The 22554-nt window shown below is 39.7% G+C and carries 26 protein-coding genes; 6 read left to right on the top strand and 20 right to left on the bottom strand.

The features are described 5' to 3' along the window. The first annotated feature begins 28 nt into the window (after positions 1 to 28). Together H6G77_RS00830 and H6G77_RS00825 are read left to right on the top strand one after the other, a co-directional pair. The gene (locus H6G77_RS00830) at positions 29 to 1186 is read left to right on the top strand and encodes an FIST signal transduction protein (protein WP_190870583.1); all 1158 of its coding nucleotides are present in this window, start codon (positions 29 to 31) and stop codon (positions 1184 to 1186) included. A gap of 6 nt (positions 1187 to 1192) precedes the next feature. Then, on the top strand, positions 1193 to 2281 hold the full coding sequence (locus H6G77_RS00825; RefSeq protein WP_190673667.1) for a sensor histidine kinase: 1089 nt from the start codon (positions 1193 to 1195) through the stop codon (positions 2279 to 2281). Between the two features lie 158 nt (positions 2282 to 2439). On the opposite strand, the gene H6G77_RS00820 is transcribed toward H6G77_RS00825, so the two are convergent. The 8 genes from H6G77_RS00820 to H6G77_RS00785 form a co-directional block, all read right to left on the bottom strand. Continuing rightward, a complete protein-coding gene (locus H6G77_RS00820) occupies positions 2440 to 2754 on the bottom strand; it encodes a type II toxin-antitoxin system RelE/ParE family toxin (protein WP_190587837.1) in 315 nt (104 codons plus the stop codon). Further along, positions 2751 to 3110, bottom strand: a complete 360-nt coding sequence (locus H6G77_RS00815) for a type II toxin-antitoxin system prevent-host-death family antitoxin (RefSeq protein ID WP_190587836.1) — start codon at positions 3108 to 3110, stop codon at positions 2751 to 2753. The genes H6G77_RS00820 and H6G77_RS00815 overlap by 4 nt, the downstream gene beginning before the upstream one ends. Positions 3111 to 3233: 123 nt before the next feature. Then, positions 3234 to 3605: a hypothetical protein gene (locus H6G77_RS00810; protein WP_190587835.1), complete on the bottom strand. Its 372-nt coding sequence runs from the start codon at positions 3603 to 3605 to the stop codon at positions 3234 to 3236. Beyond that, positions 3598 to 4599, bottom strand: a complete 1002-nt coding sequence (locus H6G77_RS00805) for an LLM class flavin-dependent oxidoreductase (RefSeq protein ID WP_190870582.1) — start codon at positions 4597 to 4599, stop codon at positions 3598 to 3600. The genes H6G77_RS00810 and H6G77_RS00805 overlap by 8 nt, the downstream gene beginning before the upstream one ends. A 12-nt stretch (positions 4600 to 4611) precedes the next feature. Next, positions 4612 to 4974, bottom strand: a complete 363-nt coding sequence (locus H6G77_RS00800) for a hypothetical protein (protein WP_190587833.1) — start codon at positions 4972 to 4974, stop codon at positions 4612 to 4614. Positions 4975 to 5325: 351 nt separating this feature from the next. Then, positions 5326 to 5637, bottom strand: a complete 312-nt coding sequence (locus tag H6G77_RS00795) for a hypothetical protein (RefSeq protein ID WP_190587832.1) — start codon at positions 5635 to 5637, stop codon at positions 5326 to 5328. 21 nt (positions 5638 to 5658) lie between these two features. Beyond that, complete coding sequence (locus H6G77_RS00790; protein WP_190673662.1) at positions 5659 to 5925, bottom strand: hypothetical protein; 267 nt, start codon at positions 5923 to 5925, stop codon at positions 5659 to 5661. A 30-nt stretch (positions 5926 to 5955) separates the two neighbouring features. Further along, positions 5956 to 6360, bottom strand: a complete 405-nt coding sequence (locus H6G77_RS00785) for a hypothetical protein (protein ID WP_190587830.1) — start codon at positions 6358 to 6360, stop codon at positions 5956 to 5958. A 1140-nt stretch (positions 6361 to 7500) separates the two neighbouring features. Between H6G77_RS00785 and cysK the strand changes: the two genes are divergently transcribed. Further along, positions 7501 to 8445 (top strand): cysteine synthase A, encoded by a 945-nt coding sequence (gene cysK / locus H6G77_RS00780; protein WP_190587829.1) that lies wholly within the window; start codon positions 7501 to 7503, stop codon positions 8443 to 8445. Between the two features lie 75 nt (positions 8446 to 8520). Here the strand turns inward: cysK and H6G77_RS00775 are convergent, their stop codons facing one another. The 8 genes from H6G77_RS00775 to fdxB form a co-directional block, all read right to left on the bottom strand. Then, positions 8521 to 8994, bottom strand: coding sequence for an ArsC/Spx/MgsR family protein (locus H6G77_RS00775; protein WP_190673658.1), 474 nt, complete (start codon positions 8992 to 8994; stop codon positions 8521 to 8523). A 223-nt stretch (positions 8995 to 9217) separates the two neighbouring features. Continuing rightward, positions 9218 to 9829 carry a cupin gene (locus tag H6G77_RS00770; RefSeq protein WP_190870581.1) on the bottom strand — a complete coding sequence of 204 codons (612 nt, stop codon included), beginning with the start codon at positions 9827 to 9829 and terminating at the stop codon, positions 9218 to 9220. 5 nt (positions 9830 to 9834) lie between these two features. Next, a complete protein-coding gene (locus H6G77_RS00765) occupies positions 9835 to 10002 on the bottom strand; it encodes a hypothetical protein (RefSeq protein WP_190587826.1) in 168 nt (55 codons plus the stop codon). Positions 10003 to 10104: 102 nt separating this feature from the next. Then, a complete protein-coding gene (locus tag H6G77_RS00760) occupies positions 10105 to 10587 on the bottom strand; it encodes a hypothetical protein (RefSeq protein ID WP_190673650.1) in 483 nt (160 codons plus the stop codon). A gap of 166 nt (positions 10588 to 10753) precedes the next feature. Further along, positions 10754 to 11350, bottom strand: coding sequence for a heme-copper oxidase subunit III (locus H6G77_RS00755; RefSeq protein ID WP_190587824.1), 597 nt, complete (start codon positions 11348 to 11350; stop codon positions 10754 to 10756). A 203-nt stretch (positions 11351 to 11553) separates the two neighbouring features. Continuing rightward, positions 11554 to 13233, bottom strand: coding sequence for a cytochrome c oxidase subunit I (ctaD, locus tag H6G77_RS00750; protein WP_190588300.1), 1680 nt, complete (start codon positions 13231 to 13233; stop codon positions 11554 to 11556). Positions 13234 to 13376: 143 nt separating this feature from the next. Then, the gene (locus tag H6G77_RS00745; protein WP_190870580.1) at positions 13377 to 14351 is read right to left on the bottom strand and encodes a cytochrome c oxidase subunit II; all 975 of its coding nucleotides are present in this window, start codon (positions 14349 to 14351) and stop codon (positions 13377 to 13379) included. Between the two features lie 646 nt (positions 14352 to 14997). After that, positions 14998 to 15291: a ferredoxin III, nif-specific gene (gene fdxB, locus H6G77_RS00740; RefSeq protein WP_190587822.1), complete on the bottom strand. Its 294-nt coding sequence runs from the start codon at positions 15289 to 15291 to the stop codon at positions 14998 to 15000. 386 nt (positions 15292 to 15677) lie between these two features. On the opposite strand from fdxB, the gene H6G77_RS00735 reads away from it, so the two are divergent. Together H6G77_RS00735 and H6G77_RS00730 are read left to right on the top strand one after the other, a co-directional pair. After that, the gene (locus H6G77_RS00735) at positions 15678 to 15908 is read left to right on the top strand and encodes a hypothetical protein (protein ID WP_206758049.1); all 231 of its coding nucleotides are present in this window, start codon (positions 15678 to 15680) and stop codon (positions 15906 to 15908) included. Between the two features lie 551 nt (positions 15909 to 16459). Beyond that, positions 16460 to 18049, top strand: a complete 1590-nt coding sequence (locus H6G77_RS00730; RefSeq protein ID WP_190587820.1) for a helix-turn-helix domain-containing protein — start codon at positions 16460 to 16462, stop codon at positions 18047 to 18049. 425 nt (positions 18050 to 18474) lie between these two features. Here the strand turns inward: H6G77_RS00730 and H6G77_RS00725 are convergent, their stop codons facing one another. Continuing rightward, entirely contained in the window at positions 18475 to 18870 is a 396-nt protein-coding gene (locus H6G77_RS00725; protein WP_190870578.1) for a hypothetical protein, read from the bottom strand. A gap of 128 nt (positions 18871 to 18998) precedes the next feature. Between H6G77_RS00725 and H6G77_RS00720 the strand changes: the two genes are divergently transcribed. Beyond that, positions 18999 to 19991 carry an NAD-dependent epimerase/dehydratase family protein gene (locus tag H6G77_RS00720; protein WP_190870577.1) on the top strand — a complete coding sequence of 331 codons (993 nt, stop codon included), beginning with the start codon at positions 18999 to 19001 and terminating at the stop codon, positions 19989 to 19991. 124 nt (positions 19992 to 20115) lie between these two features. On the opposite strand, the gene hypB is transcribed toward H6G77_RS00720, so the two are convergent. From hypB to hypE, 3 genes are read right to left on the bottom strand one after another with little or no spacing between them, the layout of a single operon-like run. Continuing rightward, positions 20116 to 20955: a hydrogenase nickel incorporation protein HypB gene (gene hypB, locus H6G77_RS00715; protein ID WP_190870576.1), complete on the bottom strand. Its 840-nt coding sequence runs from the start codon at positions 20953 to 20955 to the stop codon at positions 20116 to 20118. Then, positions 20946 to 21287: a hydrogenase maturation nickel metallochaperone HypA gene (locus H6G77_RS00710; protein ID WP_190870575.1), complete on the bottom strand. Its 342-nt coding sequence runs from the start codon at positions 21285 to 21287 to the stop codon at positions 20946 to 20948. Before H6G77_RS00710 ends, hypB begins: the two co-directional genes overlap by 10 nt. Positions 21288 to 21336: 49 nt before the next feature. Beyond that, the gene (gene hypE, locus H6G77_RS00705; RefSeq protein WP_190673636.1) at positions 21337 to 22440 is read right to left on the bottom strand and encodes a hydrogenase expression/formation protein HypE; all 1104 of its coding nucleotides are present in this window, start codon (positions 22438 to 22440) and stop codon (positions 21337 to 21339) included. Positions 22441 to 22554: the final 114 nt, after the last annotated feature.

The following is a 22554-nucleotide window of genomic DNA, read 5'->3' as shown; positions in this document are numbered from 1 at the left end:
ACGGTAGAAAATCCCAGACCAGATATATATGTTGAATGTAGTAGTTGGCCATAGTAATGACCCTGATTCTTTAGCTGCCATTACTGAAGTTATAGAACAATGTCAAGCTAATTTAAACGGAAAAATTCCGCAAGCTGGGATTGTATTTGTGGCAATTGATTTTGACTATGCACTCATATTGCAAACAATTGTCCAAACTTTTCCGGGAATTGAATTAATTGGTGGTACTAGTGATGCTGAAATTTCTTCATTATTACAATTCCAGCAAGATTCTTTAGCATTAATGCTCTTTTGTAGTGATGAAATTGAAATTCATGCTGGCCTAGGGAAGAACTTATCGCAAGACCCTATTCTAGCTGCTCAACAAGCTGTAGACCAGGCAAAATCCAAAATTAAAAACTTGGCTGTTTCTCAGTTTTGTTTGGCTTTTCCTGAAAGTTTAACAGTTGATGGCGTAGCGATTGTTGAAGGCTTAAAACTAGCTTTGGGCAAAGATATTCCAATTTTTGGCGGACTGACTGCTGATCAATGGCAATTTCAAAAAACCCATCAATTTTTCCAAACCGAAGTTCTCACTGATGCTGTACCTTTATTGATTTTCTCTGGTCAATTATTGTTTTCTCAAGGAGTTGCTAGTGGTTGGCATCCTATAGGTAAAAAGGGCAAAGTTACCAAGGTTGATAAAAATATTCTGTATGAAATTAATGGCAAACCCGCATTAGAGTTTTATCATCATTATTTAGGTGGTCTACCTCCTTCTGGGGAATATCCTTTAGCGGTATTTGAGTCAGAAAGCCAGGACTTTTATATGCGTGCGCCTAGTATTTATAATCCCGAAAATGGCAGTATTCTTTTTCTGGGAGAAGTACCAGCAGATGCTTTTGTCCAAATAGCACAAGCTAGTCGTAATGATATTTTAGGTGCAGCTAAAACCTCAATTACCAATGCTTTAAATAATTATCCAGGGAAGCAGCCAGATGCAGCTTTGTTTTTTTCTTGTGCGGCTCGGCGACTATTGCTAGGTACACGCGTAATTGAAGAATATCAACTAGCTCAAGAATTTTTGACAGCAGCCATTCCAGGTTGTGGTTTTTATACTCATGGTGAAATTTCGCCGTTAAATGATGGCGGCGAAACCAGACTGCATCATGAAACTTTTGTCACTCTTTTAATAGGAAGGCATTAAATCATCATGCCATTAGAACATGAGCAAAGAATTAAGGAACTAGAAAAAGCTAACCGTATTCTCCAGAAAAAACTAGAGCGTTCTGAGTCTTTAAGAATTGCTTTAGAAGAAACTAATGAAAAGAAAGAGGCTTTATTTCTGAATGTAATTGATGAATTGCGGGAATCACAAAAAACTTTAGAACAGCAAAGCCGAGATTTGCAAGCAACTTTAAAAAAATTACGTGCTATGCAAAGCAAATTAGTAGAATCTGAAAAGATGTCAGCTTTAGGAATTTTAGTAGCTGGGATTGCCCATGAAATTAATAATCCTGTGAATTTTATTTACGGTAACATTAATTATGTAGCTCAATATGCTGATGATATTTTAGAACTGCTACAATTCTATCAAGAATCTTATCCAGAGCCAAATTTAAAAATAGCCAATAAAATCAAAAACATGGATTTAGACTTTATCAAGAAAGACTTTTTACAAGTTCTAAATTCTATGGAAATTGGCAGTCAGAGGATTATTGAAATTGTACGTTCTTTACGTAATTTTTCCCGCTTAGATGAAGCAGAAGTGAAAAGGGTTAATATCCATGAAGGTATTGATAGTACTTTAATGCTGCTGCAAAATCGCCTCAAATCCCGACCCAATTACCCAGAAATTACCGTTATTAAAGAATATGGCGATTTACCAAGGGTAGCTTGTTATGCAGGTAAGCTGAACCAAGCCTTGATTAATATTCTTAGTAATGCTATCGATGCTTTAGAACAGAAAATAGATTATCTCCTGCACAGTTATTGTCCCACAAATGGGATAAGTACACGACCAATATTAACTTTTAATCCTACAATTAAAATTACTACAGAATTAGTCGATAACTGGATTGCAATCCGCGTTAGTGACAATGGGATAGGAATTGATGAGAAAATCGCTGAACAAATATTTAACCCATTTTTTACTACTAAACCAGTGGGTAAAGGGACGGGTTTAGGACTTTCGATTAGCTATCAAATTATTGTTGAAACTCATCAAGGTCAAATAGATTGTAAGTCAATTCCAGGTCTGGGTACAGAATTGATTATTATGATTCCTCAACAACGATTGTAGTTTTTATCTCAACATAATATAGCATGATTATTTGAGATATGAATACGATATTCCAGAGAGACAAGGTAGACACGGAAGACAAGGGAGATAGATGTTGATAAATTATTTATGATTACTATAATCATAGCAAAAATTCTTTTCTGGGATAATCAATAACTTCAGATGTCTTCTGTATCTTCTATGTTTTGAAAAATGCTTTCTATATCCTGCGCTCCATGAAGAATACGAACAATTTCTATATCTTGTTCCATAGAACGATAAAAAATCAGGTAGTTTTCTACCGGAAAGCATCGCAAAGAAGCAGCTAAATCAAAGCGCGGCTTTCCTAGTTGCGGAAATTTAGCTAACTTCGGAAATTTCTCTCTGAGCTTATCAAAAAGTTTATCAGCCGCCTGTGGATTTTTTTCGGCAATGTAATTCCAAATATTTTCAATATCTTGTATTGCCTGTTGAGAAATCTTAAAGCGGCTCATAGTTTGCTGTTATCAGCTAACTTTTTTCTTCCTCGTGCAGCAATTTCTCCAAACAACGTAGAAATGGAGTCTTCATCATATTCTGTATATTCGCCATTCTCTAATTGCTCGATTCCAATAGCAATTTCGCGCTTTAAAGCTTCTAGCTTGAACTTTTTCAGTTCTGTTTCCATTTGTTCGAGTTGATCAATCATCTCCTGAAATGCTTGTGCTTCCTGCACTACAACCTCAGCTTTACCGTTTACTGTTAGCACCAGTGGTAATTTTGTGGCTTTTATACGTTCTACGTAGTCTTTAGCATTGCGCTTAAAGTCTGTAAGAGTGTGGATATTCTCAAGATTAATTTTATTGACCATAACATCAAATAAAGTGTTTTATAGATATTATATGAAATGCTCAAGCAAGGTCAAAGTTGATAAAAAATGTAAAAACCCAGTTTTTGCCAAGAAACTGGGTTTAGAGATGAGTAAATAATGATTCTACAACCAATCTCGATAAGCAGAGATTTCATTGACACTAATTTCTAACGGCCCACCTTTACCAAAGGGCGGATAGACTCTGATTTTGGCATTAGTTGTAAATCGTTCTAATCTATTACCTAATTGGGGAATATTGCTGACTATATGCCAGTAAGATACAATGTCAGGGCAGTCAATTACTAACATAATTTTTGCATTTTTATCAGTAAGATACCACTGACAGTTATTGAGTAAAGCTTGAGTAATGCGATCGCAACTATAATAAAAACATCTGCCAATCGATTGCTCTAGCTCTGAGTGCAGCATTCCATCCTCTTTTGTGACCTGAGTTGGTGGTAAGTCATCGGGTGGAAGCTGGTTTAATTTAGACATAATTGCGTACCTCTTGGTTGTAGCACTGCAAACTGTCGATGTTTTTTTGCATATCAAACGATGCGGGTTTGAGTGCTAATGTACCTAGATTCAATTCGTCCTGAAACTTTTTGATTTTGTCTCGACAAGTAATCGCATCACCAATGATTGAATTTTCAATCAAATAGTCTTCGTCAAAACAAATATTTGTCCGTTCAAATGGTTTATGTCCGGTGGAACTATTCTGCATTACTACTGCCGTATTAGCTTGCATTTTTTGGCTAAATTGGCGGATAAAAGGCATGGCTTCATTCACCGCAGCTTCGTTGGTTTTCCCCACAAAAAAGAACCGTGCTAAGACAAAATTATCTGCACCACTGGAATTAATATTGCGGTATTCGTTGACGGTTTTTTTCAATCTCTCTAGCGCAAAGGGTGGCCCTCCCATTAAGCTAAAGGAATTTTGTGCGGCAAATTCGATGCTGGAAGTATCACCACTGGCTATATATACCGGGATTTGCTGTTGCAAAGGTTTAGGATATACTGTGAGGCGATCGCATTGATAATACTGCCCATAAAATGAAACTTCTTTTTCATATAACAGCTTATGAATCAATGCCATAGCCTCTAACATTCTGGCGCGAGATTCTCCCATTGCAATCGCAAAATGTTTATTTTGCTGAGGAAAAGGCCCGCCTTTGGCAATTCCAAATAATAATCTGCCATTACACAAATTATCCAAAGTCGCAATATCTTCCGCTACCCGAATCGGGTTGTGAAATGGCAGTAAAACCGCCGCAGTACCTAAGCGAATTGTGGAAGTGACACCTGCTAAATGCGCCATCAATAGCAACATAGAAGAACTGATATTGACTTCACTAAAATGGTGTTCACTTACCCAGGCTTCGTCAAAGTTTAAGCTTTCTGCTTGTCTGACTAAAGCAACTTGCTCAAAAATCGCGCGGCGGTAATTTTGGTGATGATTTTCGTAATTGCAGAAAAGTCCAATTTTCATTGTTTGCTATTCTTAGGTTGCTACCATTTGCAACTCCAACCATAGGCGTGGATCGGTATCTTTGAGCGTCGATTTGGGGTCTCGAATCAAGCGTTTGGCATTCATACAAACTACTTGGACTAATCCCATATTATCGGCTATGTCTCTGAGAATTTTTTGCTGTTCTCTAATGTGGGGCAACATTTCTTCAGAGCAATAAATACCTATGTATTGCAAACGTCTAGGCGGTCTTCCCCAAAAACAGGTGATGACTTTCACATGACACCCGTCTAATAGTTCTCCAACCTTTGGATAATACTCGCTGACAATTCGTTTGAATTCTTGAGCGATGATATCTTCAGTAATCATTTTAGCTGATGTTTCTGTAGCTTTCATCACGCTATTTAATATAACACATATTTGTCAACTAAGCATGACATAAAGTGTAGTTTATATTGCATTTAGTGTTAAATAATATATAGAAAATATGGTAAATTAGTTTTATTTTTGAAAGTAAAAAATAGTTGATGTATTTAAATCTAATATCCCCAACTTCTTAAAGAAGTCAGGGATATAAAAAATCAGAACTTTTGATATAGAAATACGGTTTGATTGCTGAATCTAGTTGTATACGCAGGGAGTAGTGAATGGGGAGTAGGGAGTAGGAAAGAAGCCTGATTTGGGTGTACTGATTTTCTTCCCAAATCAAATATGAGTCCTAATAGATGTTTGAAGTAATCAAGTTGATTATCGAGATTTTCTCTCTGCTACTAATACTTCAGCAATTATTTCTGGTAAATCACAAAAGTCAGAAAATCCTTCTTTGCCACTGATGGGAGAAACAAAAGTATAGCTAGGGTCACATTCTCCTGTATCGTAAACTTGAATAAACCACCGATCAGGAAAACCTTCAACACCCAACTCGACAATATACCAACTCTCACCAACTAAACGAGATTTGATAATAGTAAACCACTCTCGATATTCGTCACGAATATTCCAGTCTGCTAAGAGAAACTCTAACGCTATATGTCCAGCATCAGTAGCCGTCAGTAGCATGATTACTCCTTGTTAGGCACTTCACTCAGATTTTGCAGCTTCGGAATTATTAAAATCAGGATATAACCCTAATTGTTTGGCAAGCTCACGAGCTACATGAAATAAAAATTTAGCGCCATCTTGATTACCATCATGAGCAAACATTGTGGCTACTTTTGCCATTGCTTCGATGAGGTGAGCATCAACTAGTTCTGAGTTTGCTTCTAAAACTGCTGGCTCTTGGCCATTAGGACATTGTAGTAATTGATCGATTAAATCAAAATATTGAGCTTGCCGTTCTTCAGTCATAATATTTTGTAATTGTGTAAGGTGAATTGATTATTGTTCAATACTTTGTCGCCAAAGTCTTTCTAACATTTCTACTTGTTCTTGAAATACGGCGGCGCGATGCGCTAGATACCTGTCGTATACAAGAATTCCTAACCCAATACATACAGGGGTTAGCAAGATAAACCATTGGAGAATAATGGCAAGTTTATAGATATAATCTGTTGTGATCGGTTGGTTCACGATGTAGCGATCGCAATTATTAATACCAGCCGTTACCGGGGGATACCAGGCTTGATTGACTTCGTTAATCTTATTAACTTCACAAGTTAAATTCTGTGCCTTAACTAACTCTCCATGCTTTTCCCAAACTACTCTCAGGACTACCATTGCTGGAGAAATTACGATTAATGTTACTAGGCAAACAGTAAGAACATTGAGAATTTTGACTTTCATCCTTGGGGTAGAGGCTAGGGGTTAGAGGTTATAGGCTAGAGGTGATAGGTGACAGGTTAGAGGTGACAGGTTAGAGGTTAGATAAGAAAGTTTTAGATAGTTGATTGGTAAAATAAGAGGTTTTTAGATACCCGACTTCTCAAAGAAGTCAGGTATCTATTTTGTAGATTTAATAACTAGTGAATAATTACCTAATTTTTTTAATTTCTATTTTTATATAGTTGCTGAAGCTCTTGAAAATACTGAATTACTACTCAGCACTCAGCACTCAGCACTCAGAACTTTTTAACGCAGTCTTATCCGAAAATGTCTGGTTAAGAAGTCCCCCCTAGTTCACTAGCAAGCTAGGGAATTTCGGGGGGTAGAGGGGAATCTCTGCGTAAATCCTATATGTTTTATATCAGTTGCCTTTGGGGGTGGCTGTTTAGTTGGTGTGGATTAAGTTTATTAAATTGATTAAATTTGTACTCAAAACCTCAACCCCTTGCTGTATAAGCTTTATAAAAATTGTTAGGGGTATAGGGTCTAGTATTTTCGGGCAGAGGGGCTAGTGTTGATTGGTAGGGGTGCTGGAATTTCTGCACTCAGCTTTAAAGTAAGACTGGCTATAGATAAAAATGATTTTTTTAGATGATTTTTGATGAAGATTTTTTGTACTCAAGATGAAGATTTTAGGCTTTAAATAGCAGTTTTTGGGCGTAATTTCAATTAATTAATTATCAAATATCAAGGTTTAATGAATTAAAACCATCGCTGTATATAACTGACATTTTATAGCCTTATATCTGGAAAATTAGATATTTAAGCAAACTGTTCAATACGTTGTTGATTTGATTGATAATGTATTGAAAAATATGAAATGAGTTTTTATATGTTTTCTAGACGCAAATCAACTAATTAAGTTCCTCCAAACAAGCTGATCTTTAGTGTTGAGCAATACTTAAATGCTGCTATTTTCAGTTAATGGTCATCAAAAATCCGAATTTAGATGTAAATTAACCAAAATTATTTATGTGTGTTACATATTTATGCTTTATTGAAAGTAAATAGTTTTGGCGATCGCTTAACCCAGGAATTACCGAAAAATGATAGTTATAAGTAAATAGGCTGTTTTAAAATTAAAAGTCTAGGAGTTAATTTATGCGAATTGCTAAAGATGTTACAGAACTAATCGGTAGAACTCCCTTAGTTCAACTAAATAAAATTCCCCAAGCTGAAGGTGCAGTGGCACGGATAGTTGCCAAACTCGAAGGAATGAACCCAGCCGCTTCTGTGAAAGACAGGATTGGCGTAAGTATGATTAATAACGCCGAAGAGGAAGGGTTAATTACACCAGGAAAAACCATTTTAGTTGAGCCTACCTCTGGGAATACAGGAATTGCCTTGGCAATGGTCGCCGCCGCCCGTGGTTACAGCTTAGTTTTAACTATGCCAGAAACCATGAGCCAAGAACGGCGCTCAATGCTGCGTGCTTATGGTGCAAAACTAGAGTTGACACCAGGCCCAGAAGGAATGCGGGGCGCAATTCGCAAAGCCGAGGAAATTGTAGCGAACACACCCAACGCATATATGCTGCAACAGTTCCGCAACCCCGCTAACCCCAAAATTCACCGCGAAACCACCGCCGAAGAAATTTGGGAAGATACAGACGGGGAAGTAGACATTGTGATTGCTGGGGTTGGGACTGGCGGAACAATTACCGGAATTGCTGAAGTATTGAAACAACGTAAACCGAGTTTCCAAGCGATCGCAGTCGAACCCAGCAACAGCCCTGTCCTCTCCGGTGGCGAAGCAGGCCCCCATAAAATACAAGGTATTGGCGCAGGCTTTGTCCCCGATGTCCTGCGCTTGGAATTGGTGGATGAAGTAATCCGAGTTAGCGATGACCAAGCCATGATGTACGGACGCAGGTTAGCTAAAGAAGAAGGCTTATTATCTGGGATTTCTTCAGGTGCGGCTTTATGTGCTGCATTACAAGTAGCAAAACGACCAGAAAATGCTGGTCGTTTGATTGTGATGATTCAACCTTCTTTTGGTGAACGTTACCTCAGCACAGCAATGTTTCAAGATTTGAGCCTTAGTTAATCAGTTAACAGTAAACAGTTAACAGTTAACAGTGATTATTTATTTGATAACTGATAACGGATAACTGTTTACTGATTAATGTTTACAATTACCATGACCGTGGCCGTGTTCATGGTGGTGATTACCACCGTGGGCGCAGCCTTGCAAATCCTTACTCATCAAGTCTTCACTCATAGCTTGGAAGGATTCATCAACAGGTTTTAAGCCAATCCAAGCGTCAAGTTTTTCGACCTCAAAACCAACTTCGCGGCGATCGCCTACTTGAATTAAAGGACGACGAATTAATAACGGGTCACGCAACATCTGTACCAAGGCGGTTTCCGCGTCGATATTTTCGGGAACAATCTCGCCTGATTTGACCTTGGGCGCAGCCCGATTAAACCATTCAGATACAGGGCGATTACCAAAAAATGACCGTAAACGCTCAATCGTCCAAGGTTCGGTTAATAAGTTGTATGAAATTACTTCATGACCAGCCGCAGTTAACAACACTTTTTGTCTAGTACCATTTTTACAGCCTGGTTTTTCATAAAAAATTACTCTTGCCATTGTGCTTGCTCCTAATCCACTTTATGGTTTAGGACTTACGCAGAGAACCCTCTCAATTAGGGTGTAGGGGTGTAAGGGGGTAGGGGTATAAGGGAAAGATGTTTATGTTTGTGAGATTTTCTTGTGGTTAAAAATGCTGATTCACATAATCTTCCCCTACACCCTGCTTACTGAGCGCAGTCGAAGTACACCCTTTCTACCCTTACACCCCTACACCCCTCTACTAAAACTTCCGTGCTGTATGGGTGACTAAATCAAACTCAAATCTTTGTTTTGGATCAGTTTCCCCATAAATATTGAAAGTCACAGTTGGTTGATCACCGACTGCTTGCACGCTGTGAATTGCATCAGGAGTGAAACTCACAATATCTCCTGGAGATAAAGTTATTTCTCCTGTTTGTTCAATTTTAGCTGAAGTTGTTGCGTTATCTGTGCGTCGCCAAACAGTGTTTTTTTCTTGACCTTTTAACACCGCGACAATTCCCCAAGTACCATGATTATGGATGTTTGAAGTTGTTCCTGGTGCAAAGGTTACTGTTTGAACAGTTAACGGAAAACCCAATTCATCGTATAAAAGAACAACAGAAGTTCCTGTTTTGGGACAAGGTTCTAAATGTTGACTTCTCACCCAGTAGGAATTGGCAATTAAGCGCCTCACCAACATCCTAATTTCTGGTAGACGGCTAGATTCATCCTCAACACCATTGAGAACATCTTCCACCTCAGTCAAAAAACGATAGAGGCGATAATTTTCTCGCAATAAATCCCATGCTCTGACAGATTTACAAATTTGATACTGACCGTCTCCAGTAAGTAGCCAATCCCTACCTTGCATAACTTTTAGAATCTAAATTGAGAAGTAGAAGGCATGACAATTACTGGTGCTGCATACCAAGGAGAATTAGTTTCAGGAAGACTTATAGGTGATAAAGGAACAGTATTAGGCAGTGGATTTTCAGGTAGGGTAAATGTGGAAAGAGGTCGAGCAAAATAGAAATTGTTCATCATGATTTGTAAATTTTGATCGTTGAGTGTTGGTTATTTGTCATTTGTTCTTTATCATTTGTTTTGATAGTTACTAATAACTAATGACAAGTGACAAGTGACTATTCAATCTTCTTCCTCGGCTGGACGTGTCAAAATATCCAGAAGGATACCAGCACCATAATCATGTTTGGGGTCAATTTCTTGCACCCTGATGCTGATTTCTTTGGCTTGTTCGATGTTTCCTAATTTAGCTAAAACCAAACCAGTAGCAGCATAAGCATTTAAGTACAATCTGATTTGGTTTTCTTCCCTCCGATTTATGAGTATGGGTTTTAGCTGTTCCCAATTTTCAGGAAAATTTTCTGCTTTTTTAATTTTATCTAATAATTTGGTTGTTGTTTGCAAGGCGAGAGAATAATTATTTTTGTAGTAAAAATATCTATAAGCTGAAACTAAAATGTCTGTATTTTCTCCGGCTTCGGTGATGGCTTGTTGCATATATTTCTCGGATTCAGAATTATTATGCCAAGTATCAGCAGCTAGAATTAGTAATTTTTTGACATTTTCTGGTACTTGAAACCAAGAAAATCTGTTGGTATCGACCATAAAAATTCTGAAGTGTGAAGTATGAAGTATGAAATTTGTAGGGTGTGTTATCGCGTCAGCGTAACGCACCAATCAATTCGGTGCGTTACGGCAGAAAGAATAGTTTTCTTTACATTGAATCACTTTGTGCCGTAACACACCCTACTCATTACTAGCCCCTAGCCTCTTAAAACTGTGTAAGAATGTACAACAAAGAAAAGAGAACAATCCAAATGATGTCTACGAAGTGCCAGTAAATTTCTGCCATTTCGATGCCGGTGTGTTTGGTGGCGGAGTAATGACCGGGACGTTGCGATCGCTTCAATACTCCTAAAATCAATAACAGTCCCACAAATACGTGCAATCCGTGGAAGCCTGTCATTATGTAAAAGCAATTAGCAAAGATATTGGCTGTCATGCCATATCCCAAGGTTAGGTACTCATACACTTGACCTAACAAAAACATTGCGCCCATAACGGCGGTCACTTTGTACCACCATTGCATTCCGGCGACGTTATTCTTTTTAATCGCCATATCACCAAAGTGAATGACGAAGCTGCTAGACACCAGAATGATGGTGTTAATTGTCGGTACGAGTAATTCTACTTCTGTACCTTCTGGCGGCCAGACTTCTGTAGTGCCGCGAAAGAACAAGTATGTGGCAAAGAATCCGCCAAACATTAAAGATTCGGAGATGAGGAAGGTTAATAATCCCGGAACTCGCAAATCTGGATGATGTTCGGCCTCATGTCCGTGATGTTCGCTGGGTGTGGCGACTGTCATATTTTTACCATCTGAATTTTTCAGGGGGGAGTTTTTAATTACCCCACCCTAACCCTCCCCTTGGAAAGGGGAGGGAACTAGATTTTCCGATCTCCCCTTATAAAAGGGAGGGAACTAGATTTTCCGATCTCCCCCCTTTCCAAGGGGGGATTAAGGGGGGTAATTAGACTGGTGTGAACGCAAAGTATCGCGGAGGTAGTTATTTACGCACTCACTTCAGGTGTTGCGGTGGGTTGTGCTTCGGGGCTATGGCCGTAGTCGTAGGGGCCGTGAGTGGCTACGGGTAAAACTTCCCAGTTTTCAATCAATGGAGGTGAACTGGTTGTCCATTCTAGGGTTAAAGCCCGCCAAGGATTATCACCTGCAACTTCGCCTCTACTCCAACTCCACAGTATGTTGATGGTAAAGGGGATGACTGATAAGCCTAAGATGAATGCGCCGATGGTACAAATTTCATTCAAGCTAGTGAATTGGGGGTCATACATGGCGACTCGTCGGGGCATACCTTGTAAACCTAATTCGTGCATCGGTAAGAAGGTAAGGTTTGTCCCGATGAAGGTGAGGGCAAAATGAACCCGTCCCAAAAATTCGTTTAGCTTGTGTCCGGTCATTTTGGGGAACCAGTGATATATACCTGCGTAAATCCCAAATACGGAACCACCAAATAAGACGTAGTGGAAGTGTCCGACTACATAGTAAGTATCGTGGACGTGAACATCAAAGGGGGCTGTTCCCATTGTTACGCCGCTTAAACCACCCATAACGAACATCGACAATAAGCCGATCGCAAATAGCATGGCACTGGTAAAGCGGATTTTTCCACCCCAGAGGGTCGCAACCCAAGCAAATATTTTTACGCCAGTGGGAACAGCAACGATGAGGGTAGAAATTGTGAAGAACATCCGCATCCAACCGGGTGTACCACTGGTAAACATGTGGTGTACCCAGACGAACAACCCGACGACGCAGATGGCGACGCTGGAATAAGCGATCGCTTTATATCCGAAAATTGGTTTACGGGCGTGAACGGGAATCACCTCGGACATGATGCCGAAAATTGGCAGAATCATCAGATATACTGCCGGGTGAGAATAGAACCAGAAAAGGTGTTGATAGATAACAACGTTACCGCCTGCATCTGGTTTAAAGAAGGATGTGCCGAAGTTGATGTCAAATAATAGCAACACTAAACCCGCAGCTAACACAGGTGTAGAGAGAAGTGCTAATACGGAAGTGGCTAAGATTGCCCAGCAGAATAAGGGTAGTTGATCCCATTTCAGGCTGGGAACTTTCATCATTAAGATGGTGATGACAAAGTTTAGGGAACCCAAAATTGAGGAAGTACCGACTAAGACAATTGCCAAAATCCATAGAGATTGGGCAACTGGCGCGGTAACTAAACTCAGTGGTGGGTAAGCTGTCCAACCTGATTGAGAACCACCAAACAGGAAACTCAGCAACAGCAATAATCCGGCTGGTGGGTTTAACCAAAAAGCGATCGCATTCAGTTTGGGGAATGCCATATCTCTAGCACCAACCATCAACGGTACTAGATAGTTGCCAAATCCCCCAATCGCACTGGGAACAATCCACAGGAAAATCATGATTGTCCCGTGGTTGGTCATGAAGGCGTTATATAAGTTGGGATCGAGGATATCCGCATCTGGGGTGGCGAGTTCGGCGCGAATGGCGATCGCCATCAATCCACCGATCAGGTAAAACAAAAACGCTGTGACTAGATACTGAATCCCGATCACCTTATGGTCAATGTTGAAGGTGAAGTAGTCGTACCATTTCCATTTTTTAGGATGTGCGGTATGGGTAACGGCTACTTGTGGATTTTTATCGGGCGGTGTATTCCGAGGTAATTCTGTTTGTGTCATAAGTTTGTCCTTTGTCATTGGTCATTTGTCATGAGTCATTTGTCATTGGTCATTCGTTCTTTACCGTTGACTCTTGAACAAAGAAGCCTAAAGTAATGAAGGATAAAAAAATTTCATACTTCATACTTCACACTTCATACTTTCTATTGACCTTTGACTATTGACTCTAGAGTTGCTGCACTCACGCCCAGGTGTTGGATGTGAGGCGCAAGGAACTCGGAGGGTGATAAGTCGGCGGGATTAACGGCGATCGCTTTTTGCAAGTCTGGTTTTTGAGCGAGTTGAGTTTCTTTCAACCAGCTATCGTATGCTTCTGGTGTGTGGACGATGACTTGCGATCGCATGGAACCGTGATAGCCACCACAAAGTTCCGCACACACGACGGGATAAGTACCTGTTTTAGTGGCGGTGAAGCGCAATTGAGTGGGGATACCGGGAAGCGCATCTTGTTTCACCCGGAATTGCGGAACCCAAAAGGCGTGAATCACATCCTGGGCTGACAAATTCAACTGCACATCAGCACCTACAGGAATATGTAACTCACCCGTGGTAACGCCACCATTGGGATACTCGAAAATCCAAGCAAATTGCATTCCGGTAACGTTTACTACCAAATCCGCAGGTTTGCTTTCTCCCCGACTCGCACCAAGGCCAATGCTTGGGGCTGAAGTTGGTTCTGGGATATCATTGAGGGTAGCAGCTAGGGCAGTTCCAGAACTATGGGCAACATGAGCCGGAGAATGGGCGTGACTTCCTGGTTCCAAACCACCCATCTGATTAAAGACATCTACGCTATAGATGCCTAAGCCAATCACAATCACTGATGGGATAGCTGTCCAGAAAATTTCTAAAGGAACATTGCCCTCTATTGGTAAACCATCGGTTTCGTCACCACGACGGCGACGAAACTTTACTAAAAAAATCAGAATGGTGCTTTCTACAACCAGAAATAAAGCGATCGCAATGGTAAACATGATGTTGAAAAATCCATCTACCAAAGGCGCTTGTTGTGATGCTTGTTCTGGTAGTAGTGCGTGGTTGTGACCAACCCAAACACTAAACGCTGTAACTGCCATGCCAGCAACTAGCGTCCATAGTGAAACAGGAATTTGTTGCATAAAAGCTCCTGTAAGTATGAAGTTTGAAGTGTGTAGACGCGCAGCGAATTGCCGCAGGCTAGTATGAAATCTGAAGTAGGAAATTTATCTTTGTAAATTCATTTTTTGATACTTCAGTAACACACCTAACTTCACGATTGAAATCAGTACAAAAGCTTATAATCAAATTCTGTCGATATTTGATTTTTGACTTTTGAGTTCTACTTATTAATGTTGTATCTGACATAATGTAAAACTTGGGGGAATTTTCCAAATCTCTTCAGATCCTTCCCCCAAAAACTTAACAATATTTCTAATGAATTCGACAAGAGTGCCTTCTAGTTATACCAACAGTAATAGTTGTTGTCAGAGGGTACTATTAGTTCTCATATTGAACACTCAAAATAGCAGCAAGTATGATTTAGTTAATAAGTAACAATTTACAATTTACGCATTTGTTTACTACGAACTTTTTCACCAGTCCTAGTAATTAAATAGCACTTGAGACATGGTTTAGTAAATTTACAGATGCTCCACTTAACAAACCCAGGATTATAACCCTGTCATCTGTCACCTGTTACCTGTCACCTGCTATATAAATTCCCCTCAATTTACCTTGCTGAGTACCCCCTTACCAAAACAACAACTTTGCAGCTTCCGCCAATATTTAGTTGTTCAATTCAGCGTGGGTGTAGCAGTTCTTAGGACAAATCCGAGAGCAAGCTTCACAACCAATGCAGTTCTCTGGATGAGCAACTACCATGACTTTGCGCTCGATTTCATCATCTTCTTCATCTTCGACAAATTCACCTTCTTCATTGAGTGCTTTTAAATCCAGCACACTATACCCACACACTTTAATACATCTGCCACAGCCGATACATTTATCTTTGTCAATCTCCTGGGCAAATTTAGGTGTCCAGGGTTTACCTCCAAATGTCAATCCTGTTAGTGTTGCCATGAATAAACCTTTGGCGATTTCGCCTATCTAATCGTTTGTACTTAATTTCATACTAACTTAATCTAATTGTTTTGTTTTGTTGTGAAACGATTAATTTTTTTTTCATTAAAGTTTGATGACTTTTAATCTATTTTCAGGTTTATTTTGATTATTTAAATGAGACTTTATAGCAATAATTCATATCTTTTTTAATCATAATTCTAATCAAGTAGGGTGTGTTAGGCGTAAGCCGTAACGCACCAAAAGCTTTGAAGTAGAAGTGTTACGCTGTCGCTAACACATCCTACGTGTATTTCAGAAATAAAATATGAGTCTTTTATTTAGTTAAATCAATTACCTTAAAGTTAATTACTGCCTGAATTAATAATGCAATTCTTTTGCAGCTTTTGACCGATATCAAAAAGACAGTAAATCACTATACAAAACTTATGTTCTTTCATTACATAAATATATTTGCAATTTGTATTAGCAACGTATTGTTATTTAGCAATAAAAATGCCCAAATCGATGGAGTAGCAGGTGGTTTGAGCATTTTAATTAAAAATGTGATTTTTGTAGCAGCAGTTAGCTTGATATTAAATATTAAAATTATTAATAAATGGGATTCTGCTAAATGATTGTGTGTATAAAAATTCAGCAAAAATCCTTGGGTTAAGGTTTTGCAGCCAAGCATTAAAGGTTAGTAATTAAAAAAATGTGAAAGCTTAAGAAAATTTCCTAAGCTCATGATGAACAAAATCATCTAAATATTTATGAAATTTATAGTTAATGAACAATAAAGATTCGGCTGGGCTGAAAAGCCTAATTGAGCCTCTACTTGGATACTAAGTCTGAATATGGATGTGGGCAATTATCGCAGCAAGAAAATTTACTTCTTGCTAGGTAATTAATGTGGTTGCGAGTGATAAAAATAGGACTTACGCAGTGAGACGAAAAATCAAGGATTGTGGGAAGGGTGTAAGGGTGTAGGGGAGCTACTGGCATGGGTGGGTTTCCCGACTTGAGCCAAGTGGCGTGTGTACTTATTCAAAACCCCTTAACCCTATACCCTTTCACCCCCACACCCAGTCTCCACTGACAATGTTGGTGCGTAAGTCCTGAAATAAACAGGACACATCCAGGGGAGACTTGAGCCAAACATCTCAACGATTAGGTGGGAAGAAGTTTTATGCCGTATACAATTCCTAACAACAGTTGCGTTGGATGTGATAACTGCCGTCCCCAATGTCCTACGGGTGCGATTCAGTTAGAAGACGATGAATATTGGATTGATCCTTGTCTGTGTAACAATTGTGAGGGCTATTATCCAGAACCGCAATGTGTAATAGCTTGTCCGACAAATTCGCCTATACCGTGGCAAGCGAAAAAGGGGAGATGTAAAGTTGAACCGCGAGACGCTACTAGCCCGGATTTATTTTCTAATGGGAAGAATAACCCTTTTGCTTCAGCGATCGCAATTTGGGAGGCGTGTAATGTATTGGCTCAACGCACATCTTTAAATTGGGAACAAGACGCAGAAGGATATTTATCTTACAGCCGACAAGTCAGCCAAGGCAAAGGCACAATTGCTTTTCACATTCAACATCCCTTCCAAGTTAGCGATCGTATCACTAATTTAGAAGCGATCGAGACAATGGATATTCGGGCGGCTTGTATCCATTTAATATTTGCCGCCTACGCCACAACCTTAGAACAACCTTGGGAGCAAGAATTTTCGCTAGATGAACGGCAAATAGAAAAATATTTAGGGCTAGAAAAGCGCAAAGACCTAAGTAAAACTGCCAAACTCACCTTAATGAAAAATCTTGTCCAACAAGCTTGCTCGCTGTTAATATCTATTGACTGGCCACAACAAGGGCGCGTCAAAGGATTTTCAGTTACTCAATCTCGCTTGTGGCACTTAGTCCATATCCAACACCACTTCCAAGAAGATGACATAGGCTGTAAATACCTAGTTGGGCTAACCTTCAAAATTCGCGCCGGAATTTGGGCGCAGCATTTCCTCAACAAACAAGCCTGTAAAGAGCGTAGCGCCTTTTACCAATACGGTAGTTTGCCCAAAACCTTGCTCACCACCGTTATGAGTATTTGGCAACAACACGAAGGCGCAGTCCGACTCATGTTGTGGTTATTATTCAAAACCAAGATGGGTAGAGAACAACGCATCACTGTTCCTACCTTGTTACGCATTGCTTATGGTGAGGAAAAAGTTACTCTAGCTTCCCGACAGCGAGAAGAACGCAAACGATTATTGCGGACATTTGAAAGTGATTTAGAAGTGCTGAATCATTTGGGAGTTAAACCCATGTTTGACCCAGTAACTTACCCCTTAGAAATTCAACCATTGTGGGCGAAGTTAATGGGCATACCTGAAGATCCAGACGAAGCCTTAGAATTTTGGATTAACGATGGTGGTGGCGAAACCCGCCTAACAGATTCCGGCCCCCGTGGTAAGTGGAACCTGTTGATGAACGCGCGGATTTTGTCATTTGAACTCCCGCCAGAATGGGAACAGCAAATTTCTGACTCGGAAAAGAAGCAACGACGCACTATCAAAAACCGAAGACGAGTCAGACTTACAGGCGATTTAGTTGGCGAACAGATTTTAGAAGCCCGCAAAAATTTAAATCTTTCCCAACGGGAATTAGCCAAACTCACCGGTAAAAGCCAAAGCTGGATTCGAGATGTGGAAAATGGTCGCCTCAAAGCGAAAATCGAAGACCAAGCACTGTTACGCAAGGTGTTGAATCTCGCTTAACGCAGATATATATAGATAAACACAGGTGACAATGTGCATCTGTGTTTTTATGTTTGGTGTTGCTGACGAGATGATTTTTGTCTCACGCAGAGGCGCAGAGACGCGGAGACTAAGAGTTTGAGAGCAACCCAACAAATTTAGTAGCGTAACTGAAAAATTGTGTTGTGCGATCGCTTAAAATTTAGACGTTCGTGATTTTCATCGTAGCAACAGAATGTCTCAGGCAAATTTTCAACGTGCCAATACTCTCAAAGGCGATTATTCACCAGTTTGACAAGATTTAAACTTTGTCTGCGATTCTTATGAGTATGGTAATGGTGATGCGGGGTGATAATCCAGAAAATAATGTAGCATGAGTGATGCCCTTCGACTTCGCTCAGGGCGCGAGATTAGCTCATGGCGCGGGGGTTAGCTCAGGGCGGGGGTTAGCTCAGGGCGTGGGGTTGGTTGAGCGAAGTCGAAACCAACCACTTCGGTGCGATCGCGTTTTCTATTTCAGCGAACTCATCCATAAATTTTGCATACGCATTTGTTATTTTTGCGATCGCATTTTCTATATCAGCGAACACATTTATAGATTTTACATACGCATTTGTTATTTTTGCGATCGCATTTTCTATATCAGCGAACACATTTATAGATTTTACATACGCATTTGTTATTTTTGCGATCGCGTTTTCTATTTCAGCGAACACATTTATAGATTTTGCATACGCATTTGTTATTTTTGCGATCGCGTTTTCTATTTCAGCAAACACATTTATAGATTTTGCATACGCATTTGTTATTTTTGCGATCGCATTTTCTATTTCAGCGAACACATTTATAGATTTTGCATACGCATTAAAAGCTTAGGCTTCGGTAATTTATACCAGTAAATCGTCAACACAGCAAAATACTGCGATGATAAAAACTTCAGCTTTGAAGTCAGGATGTAGGTACCCAAAATATGTCAGACAACCCAGAAATTTCATCGGCAAAAAGTTCTTACGTAAAGAATGTCTTGATTTTAGGTGCAACCGGCTACATTGGCGGGGCATTGTGCCGTAAGTTTTCCCAAACAGAAGATTTCGCGGTATTCGCACTTGTGAGGCCAAGTAGTGATGTTAACGTTATCAAACCTTTCTGTAAAGAAATAATTCGCTCTCAAGAAGACAGCTTTTCTAGCAATGATGTTGCCCAAGCAATTCGCCAGCACAATATTACAACAGTGATTAATGTTGCTTGGCACATGCCTCCAGAGGCAACGAAAGAAGCTCAATTTGCTCAAGACCGCCTCTCATTAGAAGCCGCTTTACACGGTGCTAAGGCAGTTTCACCAGATATTCATGTAATTGCCACCAGTGGAAATTTCTCTTTGATTACTGCTGATGGTGGAAGAATTACCGAAACACCTCCGCCAAAAGATTATATAAGACCCGAATATTTAGTGTGTATTGAATTGCTAGTGGGCGTAAATGTTATGAAAGATGCGCTAGTAGAAAAATATATCAGCGATGGAGGTAACGCTTCCATTTTGTATCCGGCATCAGTTTATGGTTCTGCGCCAACTCGTGGCAGTTTCTGGGATTTTGCAATTCAGCAGTTCATTACAGGTAAACCACACCAAGGACATCAGCCATTTCCACCAGATTTTATGACGGCGTGGGTTCATGTGGATGATTTAGCAGACTGCTACATTGCTGCTGCACGAAAAGGTATGAGAGGAGGACATTATCTAGCAGCACCGGAAAATTTAAGCATTAGCCAAATGTCCAATTTATTTGCCCAAGCTGCTGGGGTAGAATTTGTTGCGCCAGTCTTTGACAACAAAGACAAAGTTATATTTGATGATTCTTATACAAGAGAAGTGCTTCAAATCCAATGGAAGTATCAAGTAGCTGCTGAAGTGAAAAATTGGGTAGAAAGAATCAAAGAGTTAGGAACTTATTTTTTAGAGTAAATGTAGGGTAATTAATTTAGCGATCGCAATTATAGACTTTAGGTCGGTATTTATGATTTTTGCGATCGCATATCTCATTTCACTCAGATAACTCTTACTCTCCGCGCCTCTGCGTGAATACAATTCAAACTGGTATCGACATCGCAACCTTTTCCGTCAACCACTTGTACCAATTATCTAAACCCTCACCAGTCATCGCCGACACCTGAAAAACCTGTATATGTGGGTTCACTTGTTTAGCATATTCAATGCAACGTTCCACATCAAACTGCACGTAAGGCAATAAATCAACTTTGGTAAGAATCATCATCTCACTGGCGCGGAATATGTGGGGATATTTTATCGGTTTATCTTCTCCCTCCGTGACAGATAGAATTACAACTTTTGCTTGTTCTCCCAAATCAAATAAAGCCGGACAAACCAAATTACCCACATTCTCAATCATCACTACAGAATTTAGTGGCGGGTTGAGTTGTTGTACACCTCTTTCTATCATCGACGCATCTAAATGACAGCCTGTACCTGTGTTGATTTGCACAACTTTACAGCCTGTTTCTTTAATTTTTTGAGCATCATTAGTAGTTTCTTGGTCGCCTTCAATTACACTAATTGGTAATTGCTGTTTTAAATCATTAATAGTGCGAGTTAATAATGTTGTTTTGCCTGCACCGGGAGAACTCATCAAATTTAAGGCGAGAATATTTCGACCCTTAAACCATCCCCGGTTTTGGGCTGCTAATAAATTATTTTTTGCTAAAATATCTTGTTCTAAAGATATAGTTGTGCCATGAATTTTAGCATGAATTTGTGGTGCTTCATCATGATGATGGGTATGGGTAATCACAGTGCCATCGGGTAAAGTGTGAGTGTGGGTATGATGGTCGTGATGGTGATTAACTTCACCTGTTTGGAGATTTGTAATTTTGCCTTCAGCATCATCAGAACAACCGCAAGTTACACACATATTTCCTCTATTTCTATTTCTTTAATTTTGAGTTCTTCACCAGTTATTAAATCAAGTTGCACGCTACCACATTGGCAAACACCAAAAGGCTTATCAAGAGCAATTTCTGTCCCGCATTGATGACATTTAGCTAATCCTGGTATTTCGATAATTTCTAATAGGGAATTTTCTAAAAGTGTGTCTTTTGAGCAAATATCAAAACAAAATTTAATCGCATCAGGCATAATGGCTGAAAGTTTGCCAATTTCTAAGACTACTTTCTGTACTTTCATACCTTTGGCGTGTTCGGTGACGATGGCTACTATATTTTGGGTTATTCCTAGTTCGTGCATAGTTTTTGTTTCACGCAGAGGCGCAGAGGCGCGGAGAGGAGTTTAATATCTAACAAATTCTTGGTAGTTGGTCGCCTACTAGCATATCTACAATTCGTTCAGCACCAAAGGTTGTTTTAAGGAAGACAACGCCGGGAGGTGAGGCGATAACTTCACCGACTATACAAGCATCTTTGCCTGCTGGATGCGTTTTCATGGCTGCTAAAACTTTGTCGGCGTAATCATGTTTTACTACTACGACTAATTTACCTTCGTTGGCTAAGTATAAGGGGTCTAAACCTAAAATTTCGCAAACTCCTTTGACTTCTTCTCTAATAGGAATTGATTTTTCATCCAGGCGAATGCCAACATTAGAGGTGAGGGCAAATTCATTTAATACTGTGGCTAAACCGCCGCGTGTTACATCCCGCATGGCATGAATTTCGGGGCAAACGTTGAGGATGGTTGCAACTAGACTATGTAAGGGTTGGCAATCACTATTAATATCAGTTTCTAAGGCTAATTCACCACGGGCAATTAAAATTGCTGTACCATGATTTCCTAATTCGCCGTTAATAATAATGGCATCTCCTGGTTGAATATTGTGTGCTGAAATATTCACGCCTGTGGGAATGACACCAATACCAGCAGTGTTAATAAATAATTTATCAGCCGCGCCACGATGCACAACTTTTGTGTCACCTGTGACAATTTGTACGCCTGCATTTTTGGCGGCGGCTTGCATACTGGCTACTACACGCCGTAGAGTTTCTAGGGGTAAACCTTCTTCTAAAATGACGCTACAGGTAAGATATAACGGTTTTGCACCGCTAACAGCTAAATCATTAACTGTGCCGTTAATTGCTAATTCTCCAATATCGCTACCAGGGAAAAATAACGGGTCTACAACATAAGAATCTGTGGTAAATGCGAGTCTATCTCCTTGTTGTAAAAGATTGGCTAAATTAAGGCTGGCTTGGTCTTCTAATTGGGAAAGAATGGGATTATCAAAACTCTGTATGAAGACATCATCAATTAAATCACGCATGGCTTTACCGCCACTACCATGTGATAAATTTATGTGACTATCTCGAATTTTTGCTTGGCGACGACGGACTTGTTCAATTTTTTGAAACAGGGGATTTTGTAATTGATTTGATGATGATAAATCCATATAGAATTGATTAAAATAATTTATGATAGAAATTTATAGTAGGTGATAGGTGACAGGTTACAGGTAATAGAGATAAAAAGTTGTTTATTATTAAATAACTATTAATATCTACTA

Origin of the sequence: Aulosira sp. FACHB-615, assembly GCF_014698045.1 — a bacterium.
GTDB lineage: Bacteria > Cyanobacteriota > Cyanobacteriia > Cyanobacteriales > Nostocaceae > Nostoc_B.
This window is presented reverse-complemented; position numbering and strand designations above follow the sequence as displayed.

What these genes read in the sequence shown, in the direction of transcription:
- H6G77_RS00830 (WP_190870583.1), top strand. Translation starts at nt 29, where the DNA reads ATGTTGAATGTAGTAGTTGGCCATAGTAATGACCCTGATTCTTTAGCT.
- H6G77_RS00825 (WP_190673667.1), top strand. Translation starts at nt 1,193, where the DNA reads ATGCCATTAGAACATGAGCAAAGAATTAAGGAACTAGAAAAAGCTAAC.
- H6G77_RS00820 (WP_190587837.1), bottom strand. Translation starts at nt 2,754, where the DNA reads ATGAGCCGCTTTAAGATTTCTCAACAGGCAATACAAGATATTGAAAAT.
- H6G77_RS00815 (WP_190587836.1), bottom strand. Translation starts at nt 3,110, where the DNA reads ATGGTCAATAAAATTAATCTTGAGAATATCCACACTCTTACAGACTTT.
- H6G77_RS00810 (WP_190587835.1), bottom strand. Translation starts at nt 3,605, where the DNA reads ATGTCTAAATTAAACCAGCTTCCACCCGATGACTTACCACCAACTCAG.
- H6G77_RS00805 (WP_190870582.1), bottom strand. Translation starts at nt 4,599, where the DNA reads ATGAAAATTGGACTTTTCTGCAATTACGAAAATCATCACCAAAATTAC.
- H6G77_RS00800 (WP_190587833.1), bottom strand. Translation starts at nt 4,974, where the DNA reads ATGAAAGCTACAGAAACATCAGCTAAAATGATTACTGAAGATATCATC.
- H6G77_RS00795 (WP_190587832.1), bottom strand. Translation starts at nt 5,637, where the DNA reads ATGCTACTGACGGCTACTGATGCTGGACATATAGCGTTAGAGTTTCTC.
- H6G77_RS00790 (WP_190673662.1), bottom strand. Translation starts at nt 5,925, where the DNA reads ATGACTGAAGAACGGCAAGCTCAATATTTTGATTTAATCGATCAATTA.
- H6G77_RS00785 (WP_190587830.1), bottom strand. Translation starts at nt 6,360, where the DNA reads ATGAAAGTCAAAATTCTCAATGTTCTTACTGTTTGCCTAGTAACATTA.
- cysK (WP_190587829.1), top strand. Translation starts at nt 7,501, where the DNA reads ATGCGAATTGCTAAAGATGTTACAGAACTAATCGGTAGAACTCCCTTA.
- H6G77_RS00775 (WP_190673658.1), bottom strand. Translation starts at nt 8,994, where the DNA reads ATGGCAAGAGTAATTTTTTATGAAAAACCAGGCTGTAAAAATGGTACT.
- H6G77_RS00770 (WP_190870581.1), bottom strand. Translation starts at nt 9,829, where the DNA reads ATGCAAGGTAGGGATTGGCTACTTACTGGAGACGGTCAGTATCAAATT.
- H6G77_RS00765 (WP_190587826.1), bottom strand. Translation starts at nt 10,002, where the DNA reads ATGATGAACAATTTCTATTTTGCTCGACCTCTTTCCACATTTACCCTA.
- H6G77_RS00760 (WP_190673650.1), bottom strand. Translation starts at nt 10,587, where the DNA reads ATGGTCGATACCAACAGATTTTCTTGGTTTCAAGTACCAGAAAATGTC.
- H6G77_RS00755 (WP_190587824.1), bottom strand. Translation starts at nt 11,350, where the DNA reads ATGACAGTCGCCACACCCAGCGAACATCACGGACATGAGGCCGAACAT.
- ctaD (WP_190588300.1), bottom strand. Translation starts at nt 13,233, where the DNA reads ATGACACAAACAGAATTACCTCGGAATACACCGCCCGATAAAAATCCA.
- H6G77_RS00745 (WP_190870580.1), bottom strand. Translation starts at nt 14,351, where the DNA reads ATGCAACAAATTCCTGTTTCACTATGGACGCTAGTTGCTGGCATGGCA.
- fdxB (WP_190587822.1), bottom strand. Translation starts at nt 15,291, where the DNA reads ATGGCAACACTAACAGGATTGACATTTGGAGGTAAACCCTGGACACCT.
- H6G77_RS00730 (WP_190587820.1), top strand. Translation starts at nt 16,460, where the DNA reads ATGCCGTATACAATTCCTAACAACAGTTGCGTTGGATGTGATAACTGC.
- H6G77_RS00720 (WP_190870577.1), top strand. Translation starts at nt 18,999, where the DNA reads ATGTCAGACAACCCAGAAATTTCATCGGCAAAAAGTTCTTACGTAAAG.
- hypB (WP_190870576.1), bottom strand. Translation starts at nt 20,955, where the DNA reads ATGTGTGTAACTTGCGGTTGTTCTGATGATGCTGAAGGCAAAATTACA.
- H6G77_RS00710 (WP_190870575.1), bottom strand. Translation starts at nt 21,287, where the DNA reads ATGCACGAACTAGGAATAACCCAAAATATAGTAGCCATCGTCACCGAA.
- hypE (WP_190673636.1), bottom strand. Translation starts at nt 22,440, where the DNA reads ATGGATTTATCATCATCAAATCAATTACAAAATCCCCTGTTTCAAAAA.